This window comes from Pseudoruegeria sp. SK021 (assembly GCF_002119405.1).
Taxonomy (GTDB): Bacteria; Pseudomonadota; Alphaproteobacteria; order Rhodobacterales; family Rhodobacteraceae; genus Meridianimarinicoccus.
In genome coordinates this window covers 1-19,572 of sequence record NZ_MTBG01000043.1, presented here as the reverse complement: position 1 = coordinate 19,572, position 19,572 = coordinate 1, and the positions used below count along the sequence as shown (strand labels likewise).

At 58.5% G+C, this 19,572-nt stretch carries 18 protein-coding genes; 13 read left to right on the top strand and 5 right to left on the bottom strand.

Going from position 1 to position 19,572, the window contains the following annotated elements; translation table 11 throughout:
• Positions 1-201 (top strand): IS3 family transposase (locus tag BV911_RS16650; RefSeq protein ID WP_139840022.1); only part of this gene is annotated, 201 nt, incomplete at its 5' end.
• Positions 202-273: 72 nt separating this feature from the next.
• The gene (locus BV911_RS16645) at positions 274-720 is read left to right on the top strand and encodes an RES family NAD+ phosphorylase (RefSeq protein ID WP_240512322.1); all 447 of its coding nucleotides are present in this window, start codon (positions 274-276) and stop codon (positions 718-720) included.
• Between the two features lie 389 nt (positions 721-1,109).
• On the opposite strand, the gene BV911_RS16640 is transcribed toward BV911_RS16645, so the two are convergent.
• Genes BV911_RS16640 through BV911_RS16625 form a run of 4 tightly spaced genes read right to left on the bottom strand, consistent with a single transcriptional unit; the run spans position 1,110 to position 4,786 of the window.
• Positions 1,110-2,606: a tripartite tricarboxylate transporter permease gene (locus BV911_RS16640; RefSeq protein ID WP_086054729.1), complete on the bottom strand. Its 1,497-nt coding sequence runs from the start codon at positions 2,604-2,606 to the stop codon at positions 1,110-1,112.
• Between the two features lie 9 nt (positions 2,607-2,615).
• Positions 2,616-3,047: a tripartite tricarboxylate transporter TctB family protein gene (locus BV911_RS16635; RefSeq protein WP_086054728.1), complete on the bottom strand. Its 432-nt coding sequence runs from the start codon at positions 3,045-3,047 to the stop codon at positions 2,616-2,618.
• Positions 3,044-4,015, bottom strand: a complete 972-nt coding sequence (locus BV911_RS16630; RefSeq protein ID WP_086054727.1) for a tripartite tricarboxylate transporter substrate binding protein — start codon at positions 4,013-4,015, stop codon at positions 3,044-3,046. The genes BV911_RS16635 and BV911_RS16630 overlap by 4 nt, the downstream gene beginning before the upstream one ends.
• Before the next feature lie 60 nt (positions 4,016-4,075).
• Positions 4,076-4,786 carry a GntR family transcriptional regulator gene (locus BV911_RS16625; RefSeq protein ID WP_086054726.1) on the bottom strand — a complete coding sequence of 237 codons (711 nt, stop codon included), beginning with the start codon at positions 4,784-4,786 and terminating at the stop codon, positions 4,076-4,078.
• A gap of 71 nt (positions 4,787-4,857) precedes the next feature.
• Here BV911_RS16625 and BV911_RS16620 point away from each other — a divergent pair, with 71 nt between their 5' ends.
• From BV911_RS16620 to BV911_RS16570, 11 genes are all read left to right on the top strand, one after another.
• The gene (locus BV911_RS16620) at positions 4,858-5,802 is read left to right on the top strand and encodes a hydroxymethylglutaryl-CoA lyase (RefSeq protein ID WP_086054725.1); all 945 of its coding nucleotides are present in this window, start codon (positions 4,858-4,860) and stop codon (positions 5,800-5,802) included.
• On the top strand, positions 5,795-6,997 hold the full coding sequence (locus BV911_RS16615; RefSeq protein ID WP_086054724.1) for a CaiB/BaiF CoA-transferase family protein: 1,203 nt from the start codon (positions 5,795-5,797) through the stop codon (positions 6,995-6,997). The genes BV911_RS16620 and BV911_RS16615 overlap by 8 nt, the downstream gene beginning before the upstream one ends.
• Before the next feature lie 411 nt (positions 6,998-7,408).
• A complete protein-coding gene (locus tag BV911_RS16610) occupies positions 7,409-8,092 on the top strand; it encodes a phosphatidylserine decarboxylase (RefSeq protein WP_086054723.1) in 684 nt (227 codons plus the stop codon).
• A 3-nt stretch (positions 8,093-8,095) separates the two neighbouring features.
• Complete coding sequence (gene pssA, locus BV911_RS16605; RefSeq protein ID WP_086054722.1) at positions 8,096-8,854, top strand: CDP-diacylglycerol--serine O-phosphatidyltransferase; 759 nt, start codon at positions 8,096-8,098, stop codon at positions 8,852-8,854.
• Positions 8,855-9,267: 413 nt separating this feature from the next.
• Entirely contained in the window at positions 9,268-10,557 is a 1,290-nt protein-coding gene (locus BV911_RS16600) for an extracellular solute-binding protein (RefSeq protein ID WP_240512320.1), read from the top strand.
• An 80-nt stretch (positions 10,558-10,637) separates the two neighbouring features.
• Positions 10,638-11,543: a carbohydrate ABC transporter permease gene (locus tag BV911_RS16595; RefSeq protein WP_240512317.1), complete on the top strand. Its 906-nt coding sequence runs from the start codon at positions 10,638-10,640 to the stop codon at positions 11,541-11,543.
• A complete protein-coding gene (locus tag BV911_RS16590) occupies positions 11,540-12,454 on the top strand; it encodes a carbohydrate ABC transporter permease (protein WP_240512315.1) in 915 nt (304 codons plus the stop codon). Before BV911_RS16595 ends, BV911_RS16590 begins: the two co-directional genes overlap by 4 nt.
• 25 nt (positions 12,455-12,479) lie before the next feature.
• A complete protein-coding gene (locus BV911_RS16585; protein ID WP_086054720.1) occupies positions 12,480-13,583 on the top strand; it encodes an ABC transporter ATP-binding protein in 1,104 nt (367 codons plus the stop codon).
• Positions 13,584-13,615: 32 nt separating this feature from the next.
• Positions 13,616-14,314, top strand: a complete 699-nt coding sequence (locus BV911_RS16580; RefSeq protein WP_086054719.1) for a GntR family transcriptional regulator — start codon at positions 13,616-13,618, stop codon at positions 14,312-14,314.
• Positions 14,315-14,410: 96 nt separating this feature from the next.
• The gene (locus tag BV911_RS16575) at positions 14,411-15,433 is read left to right on the top strand and encodes a hypothetical protein (protein WP_086054718.1); all 1,023 of its coding nucleotides are present in this window, start codon (positions 14,411-14,413) and stop codon (positions 15,431-15,433) included.
• 451 nt (positions 15,434-15,884) lie between these two features.
• Entirely contained in the window at positions 15,885-16,700 is an 816-nt protein-coding gene (locus BV911_RS16570) for an ion transporter (RefSeq protein WP_086054717.1), read from the top strand.
• 54 nt (positions 16,701-16,754) lie between these two features.
• Here the strand turns inward: BV911_RS16570 and BV911_RS16565 are convergent, their stop codons facing one another.
• Positions 16,755-19,115 (bottom strand): fatty acid cis/trans isomerase, encoded by a 2,361-nt coding sequence (locus tag BV911_RS16565; RefSeq protein ID WP_139840125.1) that lies wholly within the window; start codon positions 19,113-19,115, stop codon positions 16,755-16,757.
• Between the last annotated feature and the right edge of the window lie 457 nt (positions 19,116-19,572).

Here is a 19,572-nt window from a genome sequence, read left to right as displayed (position 1 = left end):
ACGATAAACGGCCTATTCAAAGCTGAGGTCATTCATCGCCGTGGCCCCTGGCGCAGCTTTGAAGCCGTCGAATATGCCACCCTCGAATGGGTCGACTGGTTCAACAATCGCCGCCTGCTGGAACCTATCGGGAATATCCCGCCCGCTGAGGCAGAAGCAAACTTCTATGCTGCTATGGAACGATCAGATATGGCCGCGTAACTAAGACAATTCAGCCTCCGGCAAACCCGGCGCGGTTCACCTATCGGCAACGGCGCGTTTCGGTTTTGGCGTTTGGATCAGGAACGTCATGCCGCGACGTGGAGCACAGGAGAAGGGGCCCACCGTGTTGGGGGAAGATGGAATTCGAAGGGTGTGCGGGCTGTCTACACTTCGGTCGATCCTGCGACGGCCATTCTGGAAGTCGCCGTCCACAAAGGCTTCAAGGTGCTGGACACGACTGTCCATATTCTCACATCAGCAAGGATTACGGATATGGGGGTGATCCATGTGGTTCAGCCGGATGATGTCCCCAATCCAAACTGGCTCGTTCCGGGCTCTCACGGTCCGGGCCAGCAGGGCTACGGTGACCAGTTATTGCAAAATCACTTGTTTTCTCTTCTGCCATCTACGGTTTCACGCCATAGCTGGAACTTGATTTTCGACGCGGACCGCGCCAAGGGCTATTTCGCGGACGTACAGCAGGAACGTTTTGCGCTTGATCCGAGGCTTCACACGTGAACTGCCGGGCCGACGCCCAATTGCCCTTCGGGAGATAAGGACCGAATGACCGGCGCCTGGTTAAATTACCGTGGCCACGCCGGGGCGAGGACATTGCCGCAAATTGCGCAGGGTTCTTCAAAAGCCTTTTCCGAGGCACAGTTATCCCCAAATCTCCGCAGATTTAAGATGCGGCAACCTGGGATTCAATATCGCGCGCCATGAGGTGCTGACCGGGATGCGTCATGCGGGTCGCCTTCGTTTCCACATGACATCGTCGATGGAAATTGGTCCACCGCCGCCACAGTGATCGGCCGAGAAACTGCCACGAGGAAAGATGTGGGTTTCGAAATCTGAGCTGGGGAATGCCCGGATCAAAGGAGCCACTTCACATCCCCCGCGGCGGACTTTCAGACGTCGCGCCGTTTGTGGCTGCGTGTGGACAAGTAGATTGAGAAGACCAAGAACGCGCCGGTGACGATATATAAGCCAATGGAAATCGGACTTTCGATCAGGATCGACGGATCTCCACCCGATATCGATAACGCCCGCCGCAAATTGTTTTCCATGTCCATACCCAGCAACAGTCCCAGCACCACGGGCACCAAACTGATGTCCAACTTGCGAAAGACAAAGCCCAGCACCCCAAAACCAACCATGACCATTAGGTCAAACGGCGAGTGGCTGATGGCATAGACCCCCAGATAACTGATGGCGACGACAAACGGCATCAAGGCCCAACTTGGCAAACGCAGCAACCGCGTGAAGATACCAATCAGCGGAATGTTCAGAATTAACAGGGCGATATTGGCCAAATACAGGGAAGCGACCAGCCCCCAGACCAGTTCTGGTTGTTTCTCAAACAACAGCGGTCCGGGTTGAACATTCAGCGAAATCAACATCGCAAGCATGACAGCTGTTGTGCCACTGCCCGGCACCCCAAGGGTGAGCATCGGGATCAATGCCCCACCACTTGCCGCGTTGTTCCCGGCTTCGGGGGCTGCGACGCCGCGCGGATCGCCGTTGCCGAATGTGCCGTCTTTGTCGTTGAGTTGCTTTTCAAACGTATACGCCATGACCGCGCCAAGGGACGCGCCAGCCCCTGGAAGAATGCCGGCGATAAATCCGATGCCGGATCCGCGGAAGGACGCGCCTAAGCCCTCTTTGATGGTCGATAGACGCGGCAATGTGCGGCCTAGCGGGATGATGGCTGCCGTCTTGATCTTGAGTTCCATAAACATCAGGATTTCGGAAACGGCGAATAAGCCAACCAAAGCTACGATGGTATCGAAGCCATCATACAGATTGAACGATCCAAACGTATAGCGCGCGACGCCGGTCGCCGGATCCAGTCCAACCGTCCCGATCATCAGCCCAACGAATGCCGCCAAAAGGGTCTTGCGCGGGTCGATACCGGCGATTCCGCCGATGGTCGCAAAGGCCATCACATATAGCGCGAAATAATCCGCAGGCCCGAAATAGATCGCGGCCTTTGCCAGAAGCGGCGCGAACAAGGTCAAACCGATGGTCGCCAGTGTCGCTCCAATGAAGGATGCAACGCCCGAAATCGCCAACGCATCTGCGGCCCGACCCGACTTCGCCATCGGATACCCGTCGAGGGTGGTCATGATCGCCGGTTCGTCGCCTGGAATGTTCAGCATGATCGACGAGATGCGCCCACCATACATGCAGCCATAGTAAACCGCGCTCAGCAGGATCATCGATGAGGTCGCATCGAATCCGAAAGCGAATGTCAGCGGAATTAGAATTGCTACGCCGTTCACAGGGCCAAGCCCCGGCAACGATCCGATCAGGGTGCCGACAAAGCAGCCGACAAGGATCAACGCGAGGTTGATTGGCTGGGCGGCAACCGTGAAACCGTTCGCTAGAAAAGAAAGTGTTTCCATCGATTTTTCTTACGTGATGAGCGGACCAAGTAGCGGAAGCGGTAGCCCCATTACCCGATCAAAAAGGATGTAAAGCGCGGGCGCAATTGTGGCCGCAGTAAGAAGCGCGGGCACAAGCCGGGCGCCCATCAACAGGGCCAAGCCACCAACCGCGAGAAACGTGGATGGAACGAACCCCAAGGGTTCAAGCAGCAAAGCGTAGCCAATCAATGTGGCAAGGGCAGCAATCTGCCTGATAAGGCGTCGGCCGCCCGCCCATTGAGGGTCGCGGCCCGGCCAAATGATCAGCAAAATGCTGATCACCGCGGCTGGAATGCCGATTATGCGTGGAAAGGCGGCGGGTCCAAGCGGGTCGCCAAACCCGGCCTCGTACCCGCCAGCGGCCCACAGGTAGACCAATGAAACGGCCAGTATGGCCATACCTGCAAGCCGGTCGCTCATTTGATCACGCCGATTTCACGCGAAATATTTCCCATCAGCTGTTCTTGATCGATAACGTACTGAGAAAACTCCGGACCGCCGCGCCAGATCGGGGTGAGCCCGCTGGCGATCGCGGCTTGTTGCCATTCTGGCGAGTCGTACAGCGTTTTAAGGTTCGCGACCCAGCCGTCATAGGCTTCGTCCGACACATCGCCGCCGGTGTAAAACCCGCGCCAGTTGTAACCGGTCACGTCATAGCCTTGCGATTTTGCAGTTGGCGCATCCGGAAATGCTTCGATCGGTTCATCCGACAACGCGGCCAGAATTTTGATGTCGCCCGATTCAACAAACCCGGCGATTTCGCCCAGATCGGTCGACACCACGTTGACCTGACCACCCATCATCTGGGTGACAGCGGGGCTGCCGCCGTCAAACTGAACCCAGCGGAGGGTTTTCAGGTCTTCGACACCCCCGGCCTGCGCCAGTTGCAAAAGCCGGATATGATCCCAGCCGCCGACGCCGCTGGACCCTGCGGTGATGACGCTGTCTGGATCGGATTTCATGGCCGCCAGCAAGTCGTCCAGTGTCTCGAATTCGCTGTCCTTGTTGACCGCGATGACGCCAACATCCGCGCCCAGCATCGCGACAAACCGCATTGTGTCGACACCGGCCGGGTACTTGCCCTGCGCGATCTGTGTAATGCCAACGGTTGAGGTTGCGACCAGCAGGTCGGGGTCATCGGCCCGTTTCGACGCCACATTGGCGAATGCCACCGCGCCGACGCCGCCGGGCATGTTCGTCACCTGAACATTTCCGTCTACGATGCCTTCTTCTGTTAGCAGGCGGCCAACGGTGCGACAGGTGAAGTCCCAGCCGCCGCCCGGATCGGCGGGGGCAATACATTCGGCGGCACCTGCGGGCACAGCCATGACAAATGCAAGCAGCGACGCCGCGCTTGCTTTGCGGATAATATTGAAATGCTTGACCATTTATTCCTCCCTATCAAGCAGTGATGTTCAGCGCGATTGTTTGCGCCGATCGTAATTGTCTTATGCGCCCTCTGAATCAATGAAACTGCGACGGCCCAAAATTGGCCGCGAGTTTTCCAGCGCAGATAGAACCTCCAGTCTTACTTTCGCTGCATGTCGCCGTGTTGCGTCCACCGCGTCCTCAGCGCGGCGGTCGCGCAACAGCGCCAAGATTTCAGAATGCTCGTCATAGGTCATCTGCCGATCATCGTCGGATGTGATGGCCAACCAACGAGCCCGAATTGTGCGCAACGTGACATCCCGCATGGCGGCCACGACACAGCGGTTACCCGACAGTTCTGCGACACGCACGTGGAAATCCAACCCCAATTCCAACCACCCAGCCGGTGTAAATGCGGCGTGGCCCGCATCAATTTCCGTTTGTATCCGCGCCAGATCGTCAAGTGTGCCATGGGTTGCAGCCAGTCGAACCGCAGTGGGTTCCACCACGTCCCGGAACGCAAAGGCCTCGTCGATTTCGGCCAGATCAAAAGGGGCAACGGTTTGGGCACGATCCGAACGAACCACCAGTCCTTCGGCCTCTAATTGAAACAACGCCTCGCGAATTGGCGTCCGCGAGGCTTCGTAAATATCCTTCAAGCGGCGCTCGGACAGCACTTCGCCCGGCGCAAGCCGCATTGACAGGATGTCAAACCGCAGCCGTTCAAGAACCTCTCCGGCGCGACGTCCTGATGGGCCTGTAGGGCGCTCTATGATCGGGTTTATCGACATTGATCCTCGTTTACCGGATTGGTATACCAACTATGGATACCAAATCAATCGTCCAGTTTCGGAGACCGTAGATGTCATTCAGATGCCCCGAACATGTGGAAACCACCGAAGTCGGACCGCGTGACGGGTTGCAATCTGAACCGGTCTTCGTGCCGACGGCCAAAAAAATTGAACTGGCTGAAGCGTTGATCGCGTCAGGCTTGCGCCATTTCGAAATGACGTCCTTCGTATCGCCGCGCGCCGTGCCGCAAATGCGCGATGCGGCCGAGGTCATGGCCGCGTTTCGCGACCGGCCGGATCTTTGGCTGACGGCCCTCGTTCCCAATGCAAAGGGTGCCGAACGATCGATAGAAGCCGGCGTTGACGCGATGGTTGTCTTCATGTCGGCCTCGGAAAGCCACAACCTGAAAAACGTCAACCAGACGCGTCAGCACTCGCTGCAAGGCTTCCGCCAGATCGCCGATATCGCCCAAGGCACCGGAGTCGTGGTTCAAGGCTCAATCGCGACCGCATTTGGGTGTCCGTTCGAAGGCGAAGTCCCGGTCGCGGATGTTGTTGAGGTGGCAAAGGCCTATCGCGATCTTGGGATAACACGCATCACATTGGGCGACACGACGGGGGTGGCGACGCCGCCGCTGGTCGCAGAGCGGTGCCGTGCCTTGCGCGAGGCCGTCCCGGATATCGACATCTCCCTGCATTTTCACAACACGCGGGGGGTCGGCTTGGTCTGTGCCTATGCCGGGCTGCTCAACGGGATTTCCAGATTTGAGTCCAGCGTCGGCGGTCTGGGCGGATGCCCATTTGTCCCCCGCGCGACCGGCAATATCAGTACGGAAGACTTTGTTTACATGTTGGACGAATGCGGCATCGGATCTGGGGTCGATCTGCCAAAGCTCTGCGACGCAGCCAAGCTGGCGGAAAGGATCGTGGGGCGCGCGCTGCCGGGGCAGGTCATGAAAGCTGGTCCCAGATTAAGAACCTATCCGATGGACGCCGCGAGGACCGCAAATGGATAAGCCGAAAAAGGGGGCATTGGATGGCCTTCGGGTCATCGACCTGACCCGCGTTTTGTCCGGACCGTTCTGCACTGCGATCCTTGCGGATCTAGGGGCGGATGTCATCAAGATTGAGCCACCAAAAGGCGACCCCGTGCGCGGGCAGGGCACCATCCGCGACGGTCATTCGTGGTACTTTGCTAACTTCAACCGGAACAAGAAATCGGTTGTCATTGATCTGTATTCCACCGACGGCAAAGACATTCTGCGCCAGCTTCTGTCAACGGCCGATGTGGTTGTTGAAAATTTCCGTCCCGGCACAATGGACAAATTAGGCCTTGGAACCAGCGCATTAAAGGCGCTGAACCCCCGCTTGATCACAGCCAGCGTCAATGGCTATGGCACAGACGGGCCGTACGCGGACCGGCCAGCGTTTGATTTCGTTGTGCAGGCTATGAGCGGCTTCATGAGTGTGAACGGCGACGATGGGGCTGCCGCAATGCGCGCCGCTCCGCCGATGACTGACCTTGTCGCCGGCGTCTATGCCGCGACGGGCATCCTTGCGGCGGTCAGATCTCGGGACATCACCGGGCAGGGCCAGCCGGTCGAAGTGTCGATGATGAACGGCATCATCAGTATGATGGCCTATTTGGCGACCGAGTACTTTGCTACCGGACAGTTGCCGCAACGCACTGGCAACGACCATCCGCTGGTCGCACCTTACGGGCTGTACCGTGTCGCTGATGGCGAAGTTGCGATCGCTCCGTCAAACGATGTTATTCTAAAGCGGTTTTTCGACGCGATTGATTTGGGGTGGGTGCTGGATGACCCGCGCTTTGACACCAACGACAAACGGTTTGGCAAGCGCCCAGAGCTTCAGAAATTGATCGAAGCAAGGCTTGGGGCGCAGACCAAAGACCACTGGATAAAGGTTTTGAATGCAGCGGGTGTTCCCTGCGGTCGCGTGCAGGATTTTGATCAAGTGTTCGCCGATCCGCAGGTTCAGGCGCAACAAATGGCCTTGGATGTCGATTATCCGGGCCGAGGACCAGTCAGGATGCTCGGCTTTCCGATAAAACTAGGCGCGACCCCGTGCGTTATGGCGCGGCCTTCGCCAGAATTGGGTGAGCACACAACAGAAGTCCTGCGAGATAACGGCCTGACGGATACTCAAATCGCACGCCTGCGCGATGAGGGTGTGATCGGCGGGAGCTAGGAAGTCCTATCGCTGTTGCCTGAAAACCAACGACGGAACCGTTAGTCCAGCCGAGGGCTGCCTCAATAGATGATCAGCCTCGGCATTCGGTGTTGCGGTTTCTGGGCTGCTCGGTGAACTTTGTTGCCATCTCTTATCTCCTTCATCGCAACGATTGCTCGAAGGCGACCGGAACTAACCCGGGATAAGACCAAATTGCGGGATCAAATGCCCAAGCTGCGCTGCGAACCTGCCCGCATCAGCCGAACCATTTCACATGTTGCGGGGGGGGGCGAGCGGGAACGGGCCAGCTTGATCCCCGGCACGGGTAAGCCCGCGCTCGGTCCAAGGAACAATTTATGTAACTACACAGTTCATTGGCATCTGCCGTTAGGATGTTTAGGTACAGGTCAAATTGAACCACGGGGTCCCATGTCAGTTTCCATGCTTTCCACCTTCGTCAAACCGATGCATCCGGAAGGGCGACGGTTTGTGGCCATCGCCGCCGCAATCACGGCAGTGCTTTTCTTCCTCTGGGCCCCTTTGGGCTGGATTGGTCTCGGGCTGACCATTTGGGTGTACTACTTTTTCCGGGATCCGGTGCGGGTCGTCCCGACGCGTCCCGGTATCATGGTCTCGCCCGCTGACGGCATTGTCTCGTTGCTTGAGCCGGCCATCCCTCCGGCCGAGTTGGGATTGGGCGAGGACCCGTTGCTGCGGATTTCGGTGTTCATGTCGGTCTTCAACTGCCACGTGAATCGTCTGCCCGCAGAAGGCCGGATCGAAAAAGTCGTCTATACGCCGGGGAAGTTTCTCAATGCCTCTCTGGATAAGGCCTCTGCGGATAATGAACGCAACGGACTAGCCGTCGTCTTGCCGGATGGCCGACGCTATGGCGTGGTGCAGATCGCAGGGCTTGTTGCGCGCCGCATCCTGTGCTGGTCTGAAGCGGGACAAGAGCTGGGGCGCGGAGATCGTTTCGGGTTGATCCGGTTCGGATCGCGGCTCGACATTTATCTGCCCGAAGGCGTGACGCCGCTGGTGCGCATTGGCCAGACAATGGTGGCGGGTGAAACGGTGATCGCGGATTTGGCCAGCGCGACGAAAGAGGACTAAGGAATGCTGGATCGTCCCCCTGAACGTGGAGAGCGCGGAGAACAAGGCGCTGTTCCGATCCTGATGTTGGTTCCCAACGTGATCACGCTTATCGGGATGAGCTTTGGCCTGACAGCGATCCGGTTCACGATCGAGGGTCGCTTTGCGATGGCGGTGACACTGATCCTGATGGCGGTGCTGTCCGATTTTTTTGACGGGATGGCGGCGCGGCGGCTGAAAGCCGAGTCCCCCATGGGCGCTCAACTTGACTCGCTGTCAGATTTTCTGTGTTTCGGCGTCGCGCCAGCGATCATCGTCTACCAAGTCCACCTCACCCAAATGGGTGAGTTCGGCTGGATCTTCGCGTTGCTCTTTGCTGCGGCGACCTGCCTACGGCTGGCACGGTTTAATGTAACTGCGGAAAAAGGCGCTGGCAGCATTGGTCAGAAGATGCATTTCATCGGCGTCCCGGCCCCTGCTGGTGCCTGCTTAGGGCTTATGCCGGTCTTTCTGACCCTTTCCGGCGTTCTCACCCTTGGCGATGCAGCCGTGGCGGCTTGGCTCGCTTTTGTTGGCCTGTTGATGATTTCCAAGCTTAAAACGCCCTCGCCACGGACGTTCAAAGTCCCGCGGCGACTGATTCCGGTGATCCTGTGCGCCACGGCGATTGTGATCGGGCTGATATTTACCCGACCTTGGATATTCCTGGTGATGATCAATTCCGTGTACCTTTGCATGGTTCTGTATGCGCTTGTCCGTTCGCGAGGGTCGTTCTTCAGTTAAACCCCTGATCCCACGCCAAGGCCGAGGGGAAATTCCGGTCTTGGCGTGGGGCTAAATCCCGTCGCCAATTGGCAAGTCCGTCTGTCCGCACGGGGGATGCGGGCGGGCTGCTTTTGGCCGTCGGGGGGCTCGACGTCCCAAATTTGATCCGCTGGCAACATGCCCGGCCTCATATGTGTGAGCACGCGGGCCGGTGCCGCGAATTTTCCGACCTCTGTAATGTACCGTCTCCACGCCTCATCCCGGGGCGGGGCTTCCTAACCCGTTTGATGCCCGCCCCGGCCTAAAATCGCGGGCAAAGGGAATTGACGGATTTTTTCGTGCATGCAATAACGAATACGTAAAGGCTGGTTACGTTTTGGGAGGAACAGATGACACAGACGACAAATCGCAGATTCGGACGGCGCGTCTTGATGAGGTCAAGTGCTGCAATCGCGCTTTCACTGACTGTTCTCGGTGTGCCCGCGCCGCAGGCGATGGCTCAGGAAATAGATTTCTGGGCGCAGGACTATGGCGACTTGATCGCTTGGCAGCGCACCATGAAAACCTTTGCCGACGAGTTCAAAGCCGAGTCCGGCATCAAAGTGAACTATGAGCAGATCAGCTGGTCGGTTGCTTTCAATCGCTGGCTCACCGCGGCCCAAGGCGGGGCTGCACCGGACTGCGCTGACATGTTCTGGCTGCACTCCTTCTCTGCCATCGGCGGCGATCAATACGGCCCGATGCCCCTGAACGAATATCGCGACACGTGGCCGACCCTTGAGGCGGATTTCTACGAAGGCTCACTTCAGGACGTGAACTGGTCGGGGGATTTCTATGGTATTCCGTGGCGTGGCGACGTTCGCCCGCTCATCTACCGGAAAGACATTGCCGAAGAGGCTGGTCTTGAAGGTGCGCCGCAGACTTGGGACGATCTGGTGACGTTTGCCAAGGCGATGCAAGGCTACGATGCCAACGGCAATGTCACGCGCTGGGGTATGGCCCTTGGACCGGACACTGTCACACAAGGCTATGTGCCGTTTTTCTGGCAGGCTGGCGGCGACTTCATGACCGAGGATGGCCGCACCGCGACGATCGACACCGAAGCGACGCGCGTGGCGCTCAGCTATATCCGCGATCTGGTCTGGGAGCATGAGGTTCTCAATCCCGATTTCATGGAGCGGTCCTACAGCGCCGAGGGCGATTTCCCGGCCGGTACTGTGGCGATGATCGCCTCGGCCGCTGGTCCTATGGCGCCGTCGCTGAGCGTCGATTACCCCGAGCTTGACGGAAAATGGGCGCTGGCGATTCCAGCCGCAGGACCTGAAGGCCGCGATGCCTATGCTGGCAGCGGCTATCTTGGGGTGTTGCGCGGCTCTGACAACGTCGAAGAATGCGTCCAGTGGATCAGTTTCCTGTCCCGCCCTGAGAACATGCAGCGGCTCAGCGAAGCAAGCGGCAACGTCAGCCCGATGCGCGAAGTGATGGCGTCGGAATTCTGGGGCGACACCGACTGGAAACAGGTGATCCAGGAAACGATGGAATACGCCCACACCTCGCAGCATCCTACGCCGGTATGGAACGGGCTGCTCTCGCCCGAGCCGGGTGCCGTCATCTATGACATGATGTATCGCGCGATCGTCCAGCAGGAAGATATGGACGTCGTCATCGCCGATGCGCAGGCCCGGATGCAGTCCGAAATGGACCGCGCCTTTTCCGAGTAACAAATGAGTCCAAGGCCCGGACCGCGTGTTCGGGCCTTGTGACGTTCTGAACGTGTACAGATTTAAAAGGAGGGCTGAGGATGGAACGGAAGAAGCGGGTATTCTGTCTTTTGATGGTGCTGCCAGCGATCCTGCTGACGTTAATTCTGGGTCTGATCCCGATGTTCACCTCGCTGGGCTGGAGCTTTCTTGAGTATGATCTGCTGCGCATTCAGGAACACGGCACCCCCTTCGTCGGTCTGGAAAACTATCGCACAATCCTGAGCGACGACCGCTTCCTGCGCTCGATCGCCAATACCTTCCTCATGACCGGCCTGGTTGTCGCCATCGCTCTCGTTCTTGGGCTGGTGTTGGCGCATGTCATGCGCGCCGAGTACCGGGGCAGGGTCATCGTGCGTGTCTTGATCTGTACACCGTGGTTCGTTCCGCCCGTTGTTGCCGCCGCTATCTGGGCGTGGCTGCTGAATGCGGACCGTAGCCCAATCAATTCCGCCCTGATGGATGCCGGATTGATCGAGTCAAATATCCGGTTTCTGACTGACAGTTCCACTTGGGGGCCATTCTCTATTCCGCTTCTGTCGGTGACGGCGGTGCGGATTTGGAATGGTCTGCCGTTTGTGGTCATTTTCCTTCTGGCGGGCATGCAGTCCATTCCGCGCGACCTGTATGAAGCGGTCGATGTGGACGGCGGCAACCTGTGGAGCAAATTCCGCCATGTCACCTTGCCGCTGTTGAAGCCCATCCTCGGCGTGCTGGCCATGTTGCTGCTGATTACCGGGATCGGACATTTTGAGATCAACTATATTATGACCGGCGGTGGCCCGAATGGCCTGACGGATGTGATGTCGGTCTATTCTTATCTGCAAGCATTCAGCTTCTTCCGGTTCGATCTCGCGTCTGCCGCGGGGGGGATGGTTCTGCTGATCACTGGCGTGATCTCGGTGATCTATATCCGCAGTCAATTGCGTAACGAGGACAAGTCATGACGATGGACACGCTCGACCATCCGAGCCAGAATTCAGGGTCCCGAGGCGCGCGCAGGGGCGGCTTTGCGCGCAGCAAAAATGCGGACCGGCTGACCCGGGCGCTGGTGATCATCGTGACGGTGGTGGCGCTGATTTATATCCTGTTACCAGTGTACTGGATGATCAAAAGCTCGTTTCAGACGAACATTGATATCCGGGCGCAACCGCCCCACTGGATCCCGCGCCAGCTGACGTTCCAAGCCTATCAGGATATGACCTTGGTCATTCCGATCTGGCGGTACATCCTGAACTCCATCTACGTGGCCGGGGCCGCCGCGGTCCTGTCTACACTGGTCGGGTGCAGTGCGGCCTATGTGCTGGCACGGTTCCGGTTTCCGGGGATGACCATTTGCTTGGTGATGATCCTTGCAACCCAGCTGATCCCGCCGATTACGCGCGCATTTCCGATTTATTCCGCAATCCAGTCCGCTGGCCTGCTGAACAGCTATACCGGCATCATCATCGCCTATGCCAGTTTCTCGCTTCCGTTCTGCGTTATGCTGCTGCGTGGCTATTTCATGAACAACTGCCCGCCCGATCTTGAAGAGGCGGCGCTGGTCGACGGCTGTTCATATTTCAGCGCCTTCTGGAGAATTATCCTGCCGATTTCCCTTCCTGGACTGGCGGCAGTGACGATCTTTACCTTCTTGAATGCTTGGAATGACTTTCTGTGGGCGTCACTGCTGCTGAATCAGGGCGAGATGAAGACGGTACAGGTCGGCATCGGGGACTTCTCCGGCGAAGGCGGAAACGTTCGTTATATCAGTATGTTCATGGCCGCATGCGTCACCGCGACCATTCCTGCACTCATCATGTTCCTCTTCGTCCAGCGTTGGCTTGTTTCAGGTCTGACAGCCGGGTCGGTTAAATAGCAGTCTCATCGAAAGGTACTCTACAATGGCAACGATCAGCATGAGGCAGCTGAAGAAGAAATACGGCGCCGTGGTCGCGATTCCGGACCTGTCGCTTGAGGTGAAGGACGGTGAGTTTCTGATCCTTGTCGGGCCATCCGGTTGCGGCAAGTCCACGCTGCTTCGGATGCTGGCTGGGCTTGAATCCGTCACGGGCGGCGACATTGCTATCGACGACGAGGTGGTCAATGACCAGATGCCCCGCCAGCGTGACATCGCAATGGTGTTCCAGTCTTACGCGCTTTATCCGCATATGACGGTGGGGCAGAATATGGGCTTCTCTCTCAAGCTCGACAAATGCTCGAAGGCTGAGATCAAGGAACGGGTGGCTGCCGCCGCAGATATTCTGGCACTAACACCGCTGCTTGAGCGGAAACCAGCGCAGCTGTCGGGCGGGCAACGTCAGCGGGTCGCGATGGGCCGGGCGATTGTGCGCGATCCCAAGGTCTTTCTGTTCGATGAGCCCTTGTCGAACCTTGACGCCAAGTTGCGTGTCCAAATGAGGGCCGAGATCAAGTCGCTGCACCGCCGATTGAAAACCACCATTGTGTACGTCACCCACGATCAGGTCGAAGCGATGACCATGGCAGACCGGATCGTGGTAATGAGCGCCGGACATATCGAGCAGGTCGGCACCCCGCTGGATCTGTACGACCGCCCGATGAGCCGCTTCGTCGCCGAGTTTCTCGGCTCACCCTCTATGAACATGCTGACGGGTGAGCTGATCGGCACGTCTGGCGCCATGGCGCTCAAGCTTGATGACGGCAGCACCATCGCCCTGCCGCATGCTGCCACTGGGATGACACCGGGCACCAAAGTGACGATGGGGATCCGCCCCGAACACCTGAGCCTTGCAACCGGCGATGGGCCGGGGTTCGAGGTCGAGGTCGATGTGACCGAACCGACCGGGTCCGATACGTTGCTGATCGGCGGGGTGGCCGGATGTGCGATCACCTGCGAAATCAGTGGGCGGCCAAAGGTGGCACCGGGGCAGAAAGTCCGCTTGGCGATTGACGAGGCCCATCTGCATTTCTTCGAGCAAGAAAGCGGCCGCCGGATCGAGGCCGCCGACTTAGCCCTCGCTGGGTAACAGATGACCTACGACTGATAGGATCAAACGCGATGACAAAAACAGCTAGCAAACCCGCCAAACCGCAAGCCGTGAAAGCGACGCAGGCGGAATACGCCCATGCGGAATTGAAACGGATGATGCTTGACGGAAGTTTGCTCGCCGGGTCGCAGATGTTGGAATCCGAGGCCGCTGAACGGTTGAACATCAGTCGCACCCCGGTGCGCGAAGCGATGATCCTGCTGCAACAGGAAGGCATGATCGAACTGCGCCCGCGCCATGGCATGCGGGTTCTGCCGGTTTCGGCTGATGACATGCGCGATATCTACGACGTGCTGACCGCGCTTGAGGGCAAGGCCGCCGAACTGCTGGCCGCGCGGCGGCCCGACAGCGCGACGCTGTCCGGTCTCTGGGATGCCCTTGAGAAAATGGAATCCGCCCTTGAGGACGATGATCTGGCTGAATGGGCTGTGGCAGATGATCTGTTTCACAAGCGGCTGATCGATCTGGCCGACAACAAGCGGTTGGAAAATATGGTCAGTCAGTTGCGCGCGCAAGCGCATCGGGCGCGCATGGCAACGCTTTGGTTGCGGCCACGACCGACGGATTCCAACCGCGAACACAGGGCTCTTGTCCAAGCGATCCTGAATGGCGATCCGATCGAGGCCCGGCGCATGCACGAAGAGCATCGGACCCGTGCTAAGGAACTGCTGGTGAGCATTCTGCGCAACCTCAGCGGCGCCCATATGTAATCTGACAAACGCGCCGGGAACGGGCCTTACCATGGTCCTGCGCAGCGCAAAAACAATGCATCCACTATCGGATGCAAATATGAGAGGAGCGACGACATGGCAACGAAGGTACGCATCGCGGGCGAGGGGTTTTTGATCAATGACGTCCCCACCTATGAAGGCCGCGAATGGAAGGGCAAGAAGATTGAAGGGTTGTTGCTGAACACCCGCATGGTCCAAGGCATGTTCGACGACGTGAACCTTGAAACCGTGCAGCAGTTTGCCTATCCGGACACCGGTGTCTGGGACGCGGACCGCAACACGTCCGAATTTATCGCGATGCTGCCGACCTATAAGGCGCACGGTGTTCTGGCATTCGACATCAACCTTCAGGGTGGCAGCCCGTATGGCTATTCCACCGAACAGCCGTGGATCAATTCGGCGTTCGAGCGGGACGGCTCGCTGCGACCCGCCTTCATGGACCGGTTGGCGCGCGTGCTTGCGGCGGCGGACGAGTTGGGGATGGTCGTGATCGTCGGCCTGTTCTACTTCGGTCAGGAAAAGGTGTTCGAGGGCGACGAGGATGCCATCCGCAAGGCTGTCGACAACGCCACCGAATGGTTGCTTGCCACAGGTCATGAGAACCTGCTGCTCGAGATCAATAACGAGTGCAACATCATCTACGAACTGCCGATCATGCGGCCCGACGGCGTGCATGAGCTGATCGAGCGGGCCAGTGCCATCACCCTCGATGGGCGGCGTTTGCTGGTGGGGACCAGCTATGGCGGCGGCACCATTCCGGGCCCTGCTGTGACCCGCGCCAGTGATTTCATGCTGATCCACGGCAACAGCCAAGAGGATCCGCAGATCATCCGCGACATGGTTAAGAAAACCCGGGGGGTCGAGGGCTATACCCCCAAGCCGATCTTGTTCAACGAGGACGATCACTTCGATTTCGACAAGCCGGACAACAACTTTGTCGCCGCCGTCGGTGAATATGCCTCGTGGGGGTTCTTTGACTATCGGATGAAGGGCGAAGGCCTTGACGAGGGTTATCAGAGCGTTCCGGTCAATTGGGGCATCAGCTCAGAGCGCAAAAAAGGGTTCTTCCGGCTGGCAAAAGAAATCTCCGGCTATTGATCGCTGAAGTCTAGCGCTGCGGTGTTCTCGCTAACGGGGTGCGGGGGGGGCAGCCTCCCGGGCCTGAGGGACACTGAAAGTGACTTCTGACCAAATGTTTCTGGCTTATCGTAACCGCCATGGTGCGGCGACGGGCCAGAAACCCCGATTAAAGGTCTCGCGCCCCGCGAGGGTTTGAAGGCCATCGGCCTGCGGCGTTTACATGTGGCTCGACCCATCACGCTCTGGCTGCGTTTCCAGTCGGGGCGAAGGCGCGGAAAATTGTGCCCTTTTGCTGGCCCATTTGACCCGTAAAGGCCGCATCTGCCGCGTTGGATAACGTTTTCCAGCGACACGCGCCTTGCCTGTGCGGACTCCAAATCTTCGATCAACTTAAGCAATCTGCGGCAAGATACACGCCGAACCAGTTCGCCTCTTGCGAACGACGGGGCCGGGCCTGATATGGGCAGCTATGACAGATCAAAATACACTTTTTCTGCCGTCCTATCGCATGCGTGTGGCGCGGTTCGTCGAACGGCCCGCCGTTCAGCATTTCATTCTGGGCGTGATCCTGTTTAACGCGGTCATTCTGGGCCTTGAGACATCTGAGTCAGCGATGGCCGTTGCCGGGCCGTTGATCCTGTTCTTGGATTGGGCCTGCCTTACCGTGTTTGTGGTCGAAATCGCGCTCAAATTGTTTGGGCGGGGCTTTGATTTCTTCCGACGCGGCTGGAATATTTTCGATTTCGTGATCGTGGGCATCGCCCTTGTCCCTGCAACCCAAAGTCTCAGCGTCCTGCGAGCATTGCGGATCCTCCGGCTCTTGCGGGTCGTGTCAGTGGCACCATCGCTGCGCCGGGTCGTCGAAGGGTTGGTCAACGCATTGCCGGGAATGGGGTCGGTCTTTCTGTTGATGGGGGCGATCTTCTATATCGGCTCGGTCATGGCAACAAAGCTCTTTGGCGCAGCCTTTCCCGAATGGTTCGGATCCCTCGGGCGGTCGGGCTATTCGTTGTTCCAGATTATGACGCTGGAAAGTTGGTCGATGGGCATCGTGCGGCCCGTCATGGAAGTCTATACCTATGCTTGGCTGTTCTTCGTGCCATTCATCATGATCACGACCTTCGCCGTTGTGAACCTGCTGGTCGGGTTGATTGTGAATTCTATGCAGGATGCGCATCACGAAGAAAGCAACGAAAAGACTGACACTTATCGCGACGAGGTATTGCTGCGTCTGGCGCATCTGGAGACCTTGATCAAAGCGCAGAATGGCGGGCCGCGGCCCTAACGGGGCCTTAGCCCTTTAATCCGGGCAGATACCGGCCCGCCACGCGCCTGCCGATCACTTTTGGGCAGTGTCGTAATAGGTCAGGTCAAGCCAGCCGGCGCTGTCGCCGCGCGTGGTAAAGTTCCAGTCATTTAGCCAGTCGTAGAACGGCCAGAATTGCGCCGTGTTGCGAAGGACGGCGTAATCTGCCGTCACGCGGTTCCAGTCATCCTCGTTCCGTGCAGCTGCAAGGTCACTGAGAAAGCCCGGGGCGCTGTCGAGGTCGAGGTCGACAAACAGGTTGGGAAATCCGTTAACCAGAGTGGGATAGACACTAAGCGTATCGCGTCCGGGTGTGGCTGCCGCATCCTGAAACAGTAGATTATATTGCGACGCGTAGGCTCGGTTGACCACGAGGGAATAGACCCGCTCTTTGCCGCCATGGGTCAGCCGCACCACCGTGACGCTTGGCATCAGACCCAGATAGGGGCGCTGATCTAGCACGGTCATGGTCGAGATCGCGCGCTCGAAATCGTCGAAGCCCTGCATCGGTGCGGACAAATCGACCGTCGGTTTGGTGCTGGGATTAAGCCGGTCGGGCAGGCCGGTGACGTGCGGCCCCGCCCGCTCTGCAAGCTGTGAGACGATCTCGTCCAGCGGCGCCGTGCCCTCAACGGTTACACGCGACGGCTGATCGTGGCCGATGAAGGGGATCAGGGCCAAATCCAGCCTGCCGATGCCTTGCGTCCAGTCATAGCGGATGGGCTGGCGGTGCTGGGTGGGCAAGAGCAAAAGAAAATGGTCCTCGAAATCCTGTCGCAGCAGATTGAAGAAGGCCAGAGTCTGTAGTTTGGCGGGATCGCCCCCCCAATAGGCGAACCCGGCCACCGTATCGTAGTACATCCGTTCGAAACCGGCGAAGCTGATCAACCAGAGGGTGCGTGGCATGCCGCCCTGCGCCCCTTTCAGCACCGAGACATTGGTTTCGTGGCGCAGGATGGTCAGCCACGCGTTGGCATCCTCGCCATCCCCATCCCAGACCGCATCCAAGGCCCAGCCATCCGGTGATAGACGGTTCTTAGCTTCGGCAAAGGCCGCCAGATACGCGGCGTTGCCGATCGCGCTACGATCCATCAGCTTTTCGGGATCATCGAAGCCCAGCAGCGGCTCATGCACCGAAGGGTCGTGAGCCGGTTCCAGAAACAAGGCCCAGAACTGATCCTTGATGGCATAGGTGGCGGTTTGCCCGTTGCACACCGGCCCGTAGGTAATGCCGCCCACCAACGTCTCGGCATTCTCCAGAATGAAGCGATAGCGCGATTCTGCCGGAATGGCGGCGAATTGAATGAACGGGTTCTCGATCCCGTAGGGCGGATCGATTTCTGCCGCCGCATCCCAGCCGGTGCCACTGTTGATCGCGAACAGCGTGGTCAGATGCGCAATGTCGTCGGGCGCTAATTCCCAAAGGAAATGGGCCTTCTGCACCGTGGGCTGGGTGACCTTCTGCAAGCGATACCAGAATTGGCCGACATTGGCGTAGGTCAACGGATCATCATAAGGCAGGTCGGTGGCGATTAGCCCGATTGGCGATGGCGTCACCGTGCTGGTGCCGTCCGGTTGCACGGTGATCTGCGCCGGTGGCGTGCTCGACCGCACCAACCGGAACTGGTCGCCGGGGCTGTCGGTCAGCACGATCTTGGCAAGGAACACATGTTGAAAGATGAAACGGCTGACAAGGCGGGTGCGCGGATCATCGGCATTAAAGAACGCCTCCCAGTTGGCCACCGCCTGAGGGTTGGCCGGCTGTTCTGCTGCGGTCACCGCCGCTGCATCGGGACCGGGAGAGCCGCCAGAGATCCAAGCTTTCAGGGTCGTGAAGTCACTGTCTGAAATGGACGGCAGCCCAAACGGCATTCCCAGTTCCGGGTTTGACTGCAGGCTCGCGCTCAGGCTTGCTGGCGTCGCTTCGCATTGCGAGACGTAACTTTGTGTACGCTGCTGCGCTGCTGCCGCGTGGCTGAAACCCGGGCCGTTGTGGTGCATCCCGGCGGCAACCATCTGGTACAGCATCGATCCGGAAAGATTGTCCTCCGGTACCGCGCCCCGCGATAAGATCGGATAAAAGCCGCGGGCCCGCCAAGCAGCTGTGTTGGGCGCCGCATCCATGTCGGTTCGGGGGGCGCTGCTCAGGCGACTGGCATAGGGGTTTTCGGCCAACCCGCCGCGATCAACCCCGGAAAACGAGTCCAGTTTGACGTTGCAGGGGGAGCCAAGACAGCCATGGCAGGCGATGCAGCGACGGTTGAAGATCGGCTGAATATCGGTGCTGTAGGTCGGGGTCTCGGTCCTTGATGCTGATAAGGGCGTGGCGTCGGCAACCGAGATGGTTGAGAGGCCAAGCCCCAAAGCCAGACTGATCAAGGCGCCTCGACCCATCGTGCGGACCAATGCCAACCGTGTCAAAACGTGATGTAAGGGCGCCACCCGATCCTCCTGATTAGTCCATTTCCATGCCGCTTTCGGACACGGTCTCCCGCAGGACACTCTAGGAGGTCAATTTCTCGGGGTCGAGTCTGCTTGGGCCTACCGCACGAACCGCTGGCATGAGAAGGTCGCTCGGGCGGGGGCGGATTTGACGGGCCGTCGTGATGTCGGCTGGTTGCGGACCTTCGTAAAAATGTGCGGCGCTGTTTCGGCGATTCTCGTGTTTGCGGGTTTCCCCAGGGCTTCATTGCCTTGGCTGCTCTGAGACCTATTTCTCTATCACATTGATATTGTTTACATTTTCATTTTATTTGGATTGATTGTGTTGAATTGCAAAAAAGGGGTTGCGGGCGTTGGTGGGTTTGCTTAGACAGCCCCTCACCGGACACGGCGCCAACGACAAGGCGGC

Excerpts from the sequence above, each read along its gene's own strand:
- BV911_RS16635 (WP_086054728.1), bottom strand. The coding sequence starts at position 3,047 with ATGAGCGACCGGCTTGCAGGTATGGCCATACTGGCCGTTTCATTGGTC.
- BV911_RS16595 (WP_240512317.1), top strand. The coding sequence starts at position 10,638 with ATGGAACGGAAGAAGCGGGTATTCTGTCTTTTGATGGTGCTGCCAGCG.
- BV911_RS16625 (WP_086054726.1), bottom strand. The coding sequence starts at position 4,786 with ATGTCGATAAACCCGATCATAGAGCGCCCTACAGGCCCATCAGGACGT.
- BV911_RS16565 (WP_139840125.1), bottom strand. The coding sequence starts at position 19,115 with ATGGGTCGAGGCGCCTTGATCAGTCTGGCTTTGGGGCTTGGCCTCTCA.
- BV911_RS16580 (WP_086054719.1), top strand. The coding sequence starts at position 13,616 with ATGACAAAAACAGCTAGCAAACCCGCCAAACCGCAAGCCGTGAAAGCG.
- BV911_RS16575 (WP_086054718.1), top strand. The coding sequence starts at position 14,411 with ATGGCAACGAAGGTACGCATCGCGGGCGAGGGGTTTTTGATCAATGAC.
- BV911_RS16630 (WP_086054727.1), bottom strand. The coding sequence starts at position 4,015 with ATGGTCAAGCATTTCAATATTATCCGCAAAGCAAGCGCGGCGTCGCTG.
- BV911_RS16590 (WP_240512315.1), top strand. The coding sequence starts at position 11,540 with ATGACGATGGACACGCTCGACCATCCGAGCCAGAATTCAGGGTCCCGA.
- BV911_RS16600 (WP_240512320.1), top strand. The coding sequence starts at position 9,268 with ATGAGGTCAAGTGCTGCAATCGCGCTTTCACTGACTGTTCTCGGTGTG.
- BV911_RS16620 (WP_086054725.1), top strand. The coding sequence starts at position 4,858 with ATGTCATTCAGATGCCCCGAACATGTGGAAACCACCGAAGTCGGACCG.
- BV911_RS16615 (WP_086054724.1), top strand. The coding sequence starts at position 5,795 with ATGGATAAGCCGAAAAAGGGGGCATTGGATGGCCTTCGGGTCATCGAC.
- BV911_RS16640 (WP_086054729.1), bottom strand. The coding sequence starts at position 2,606 with ATGGAAACACTTTCTTTTCTAGCGAACGGTTTCACGGTTGCCGCCCAG.
- pssA (WP_086054722.1), top strand. The coding sequence starts at position 8,096 with ATGCTGGATCGTCCCCCTGAACGTGGAGAGCGCGGAGAACAAGGCGCT.
- BV911_RS16610 (WP_086054723.1), top strand. The coding sequence starts at position 7,409 with ATGTCAGTTTCCATGCTTTCCACCTTCGTCAAACCGATGCATCCGGAA.
- BV911_RS16585 (WP_086054720.1), top strand. The coding sequence starts at position 12,480 with ATGGCAACGATCAGCATGAGGCAGCTGAAGAAGAAATACGGCGCCGTG.
- BV911_RS16570 (WP_086054717.1), top strand. The coding sequence starts at position 15,885 with ATGACAGATCAAAATACACTTTTTCTGCCGTCCTATCGCATGCGTGTG.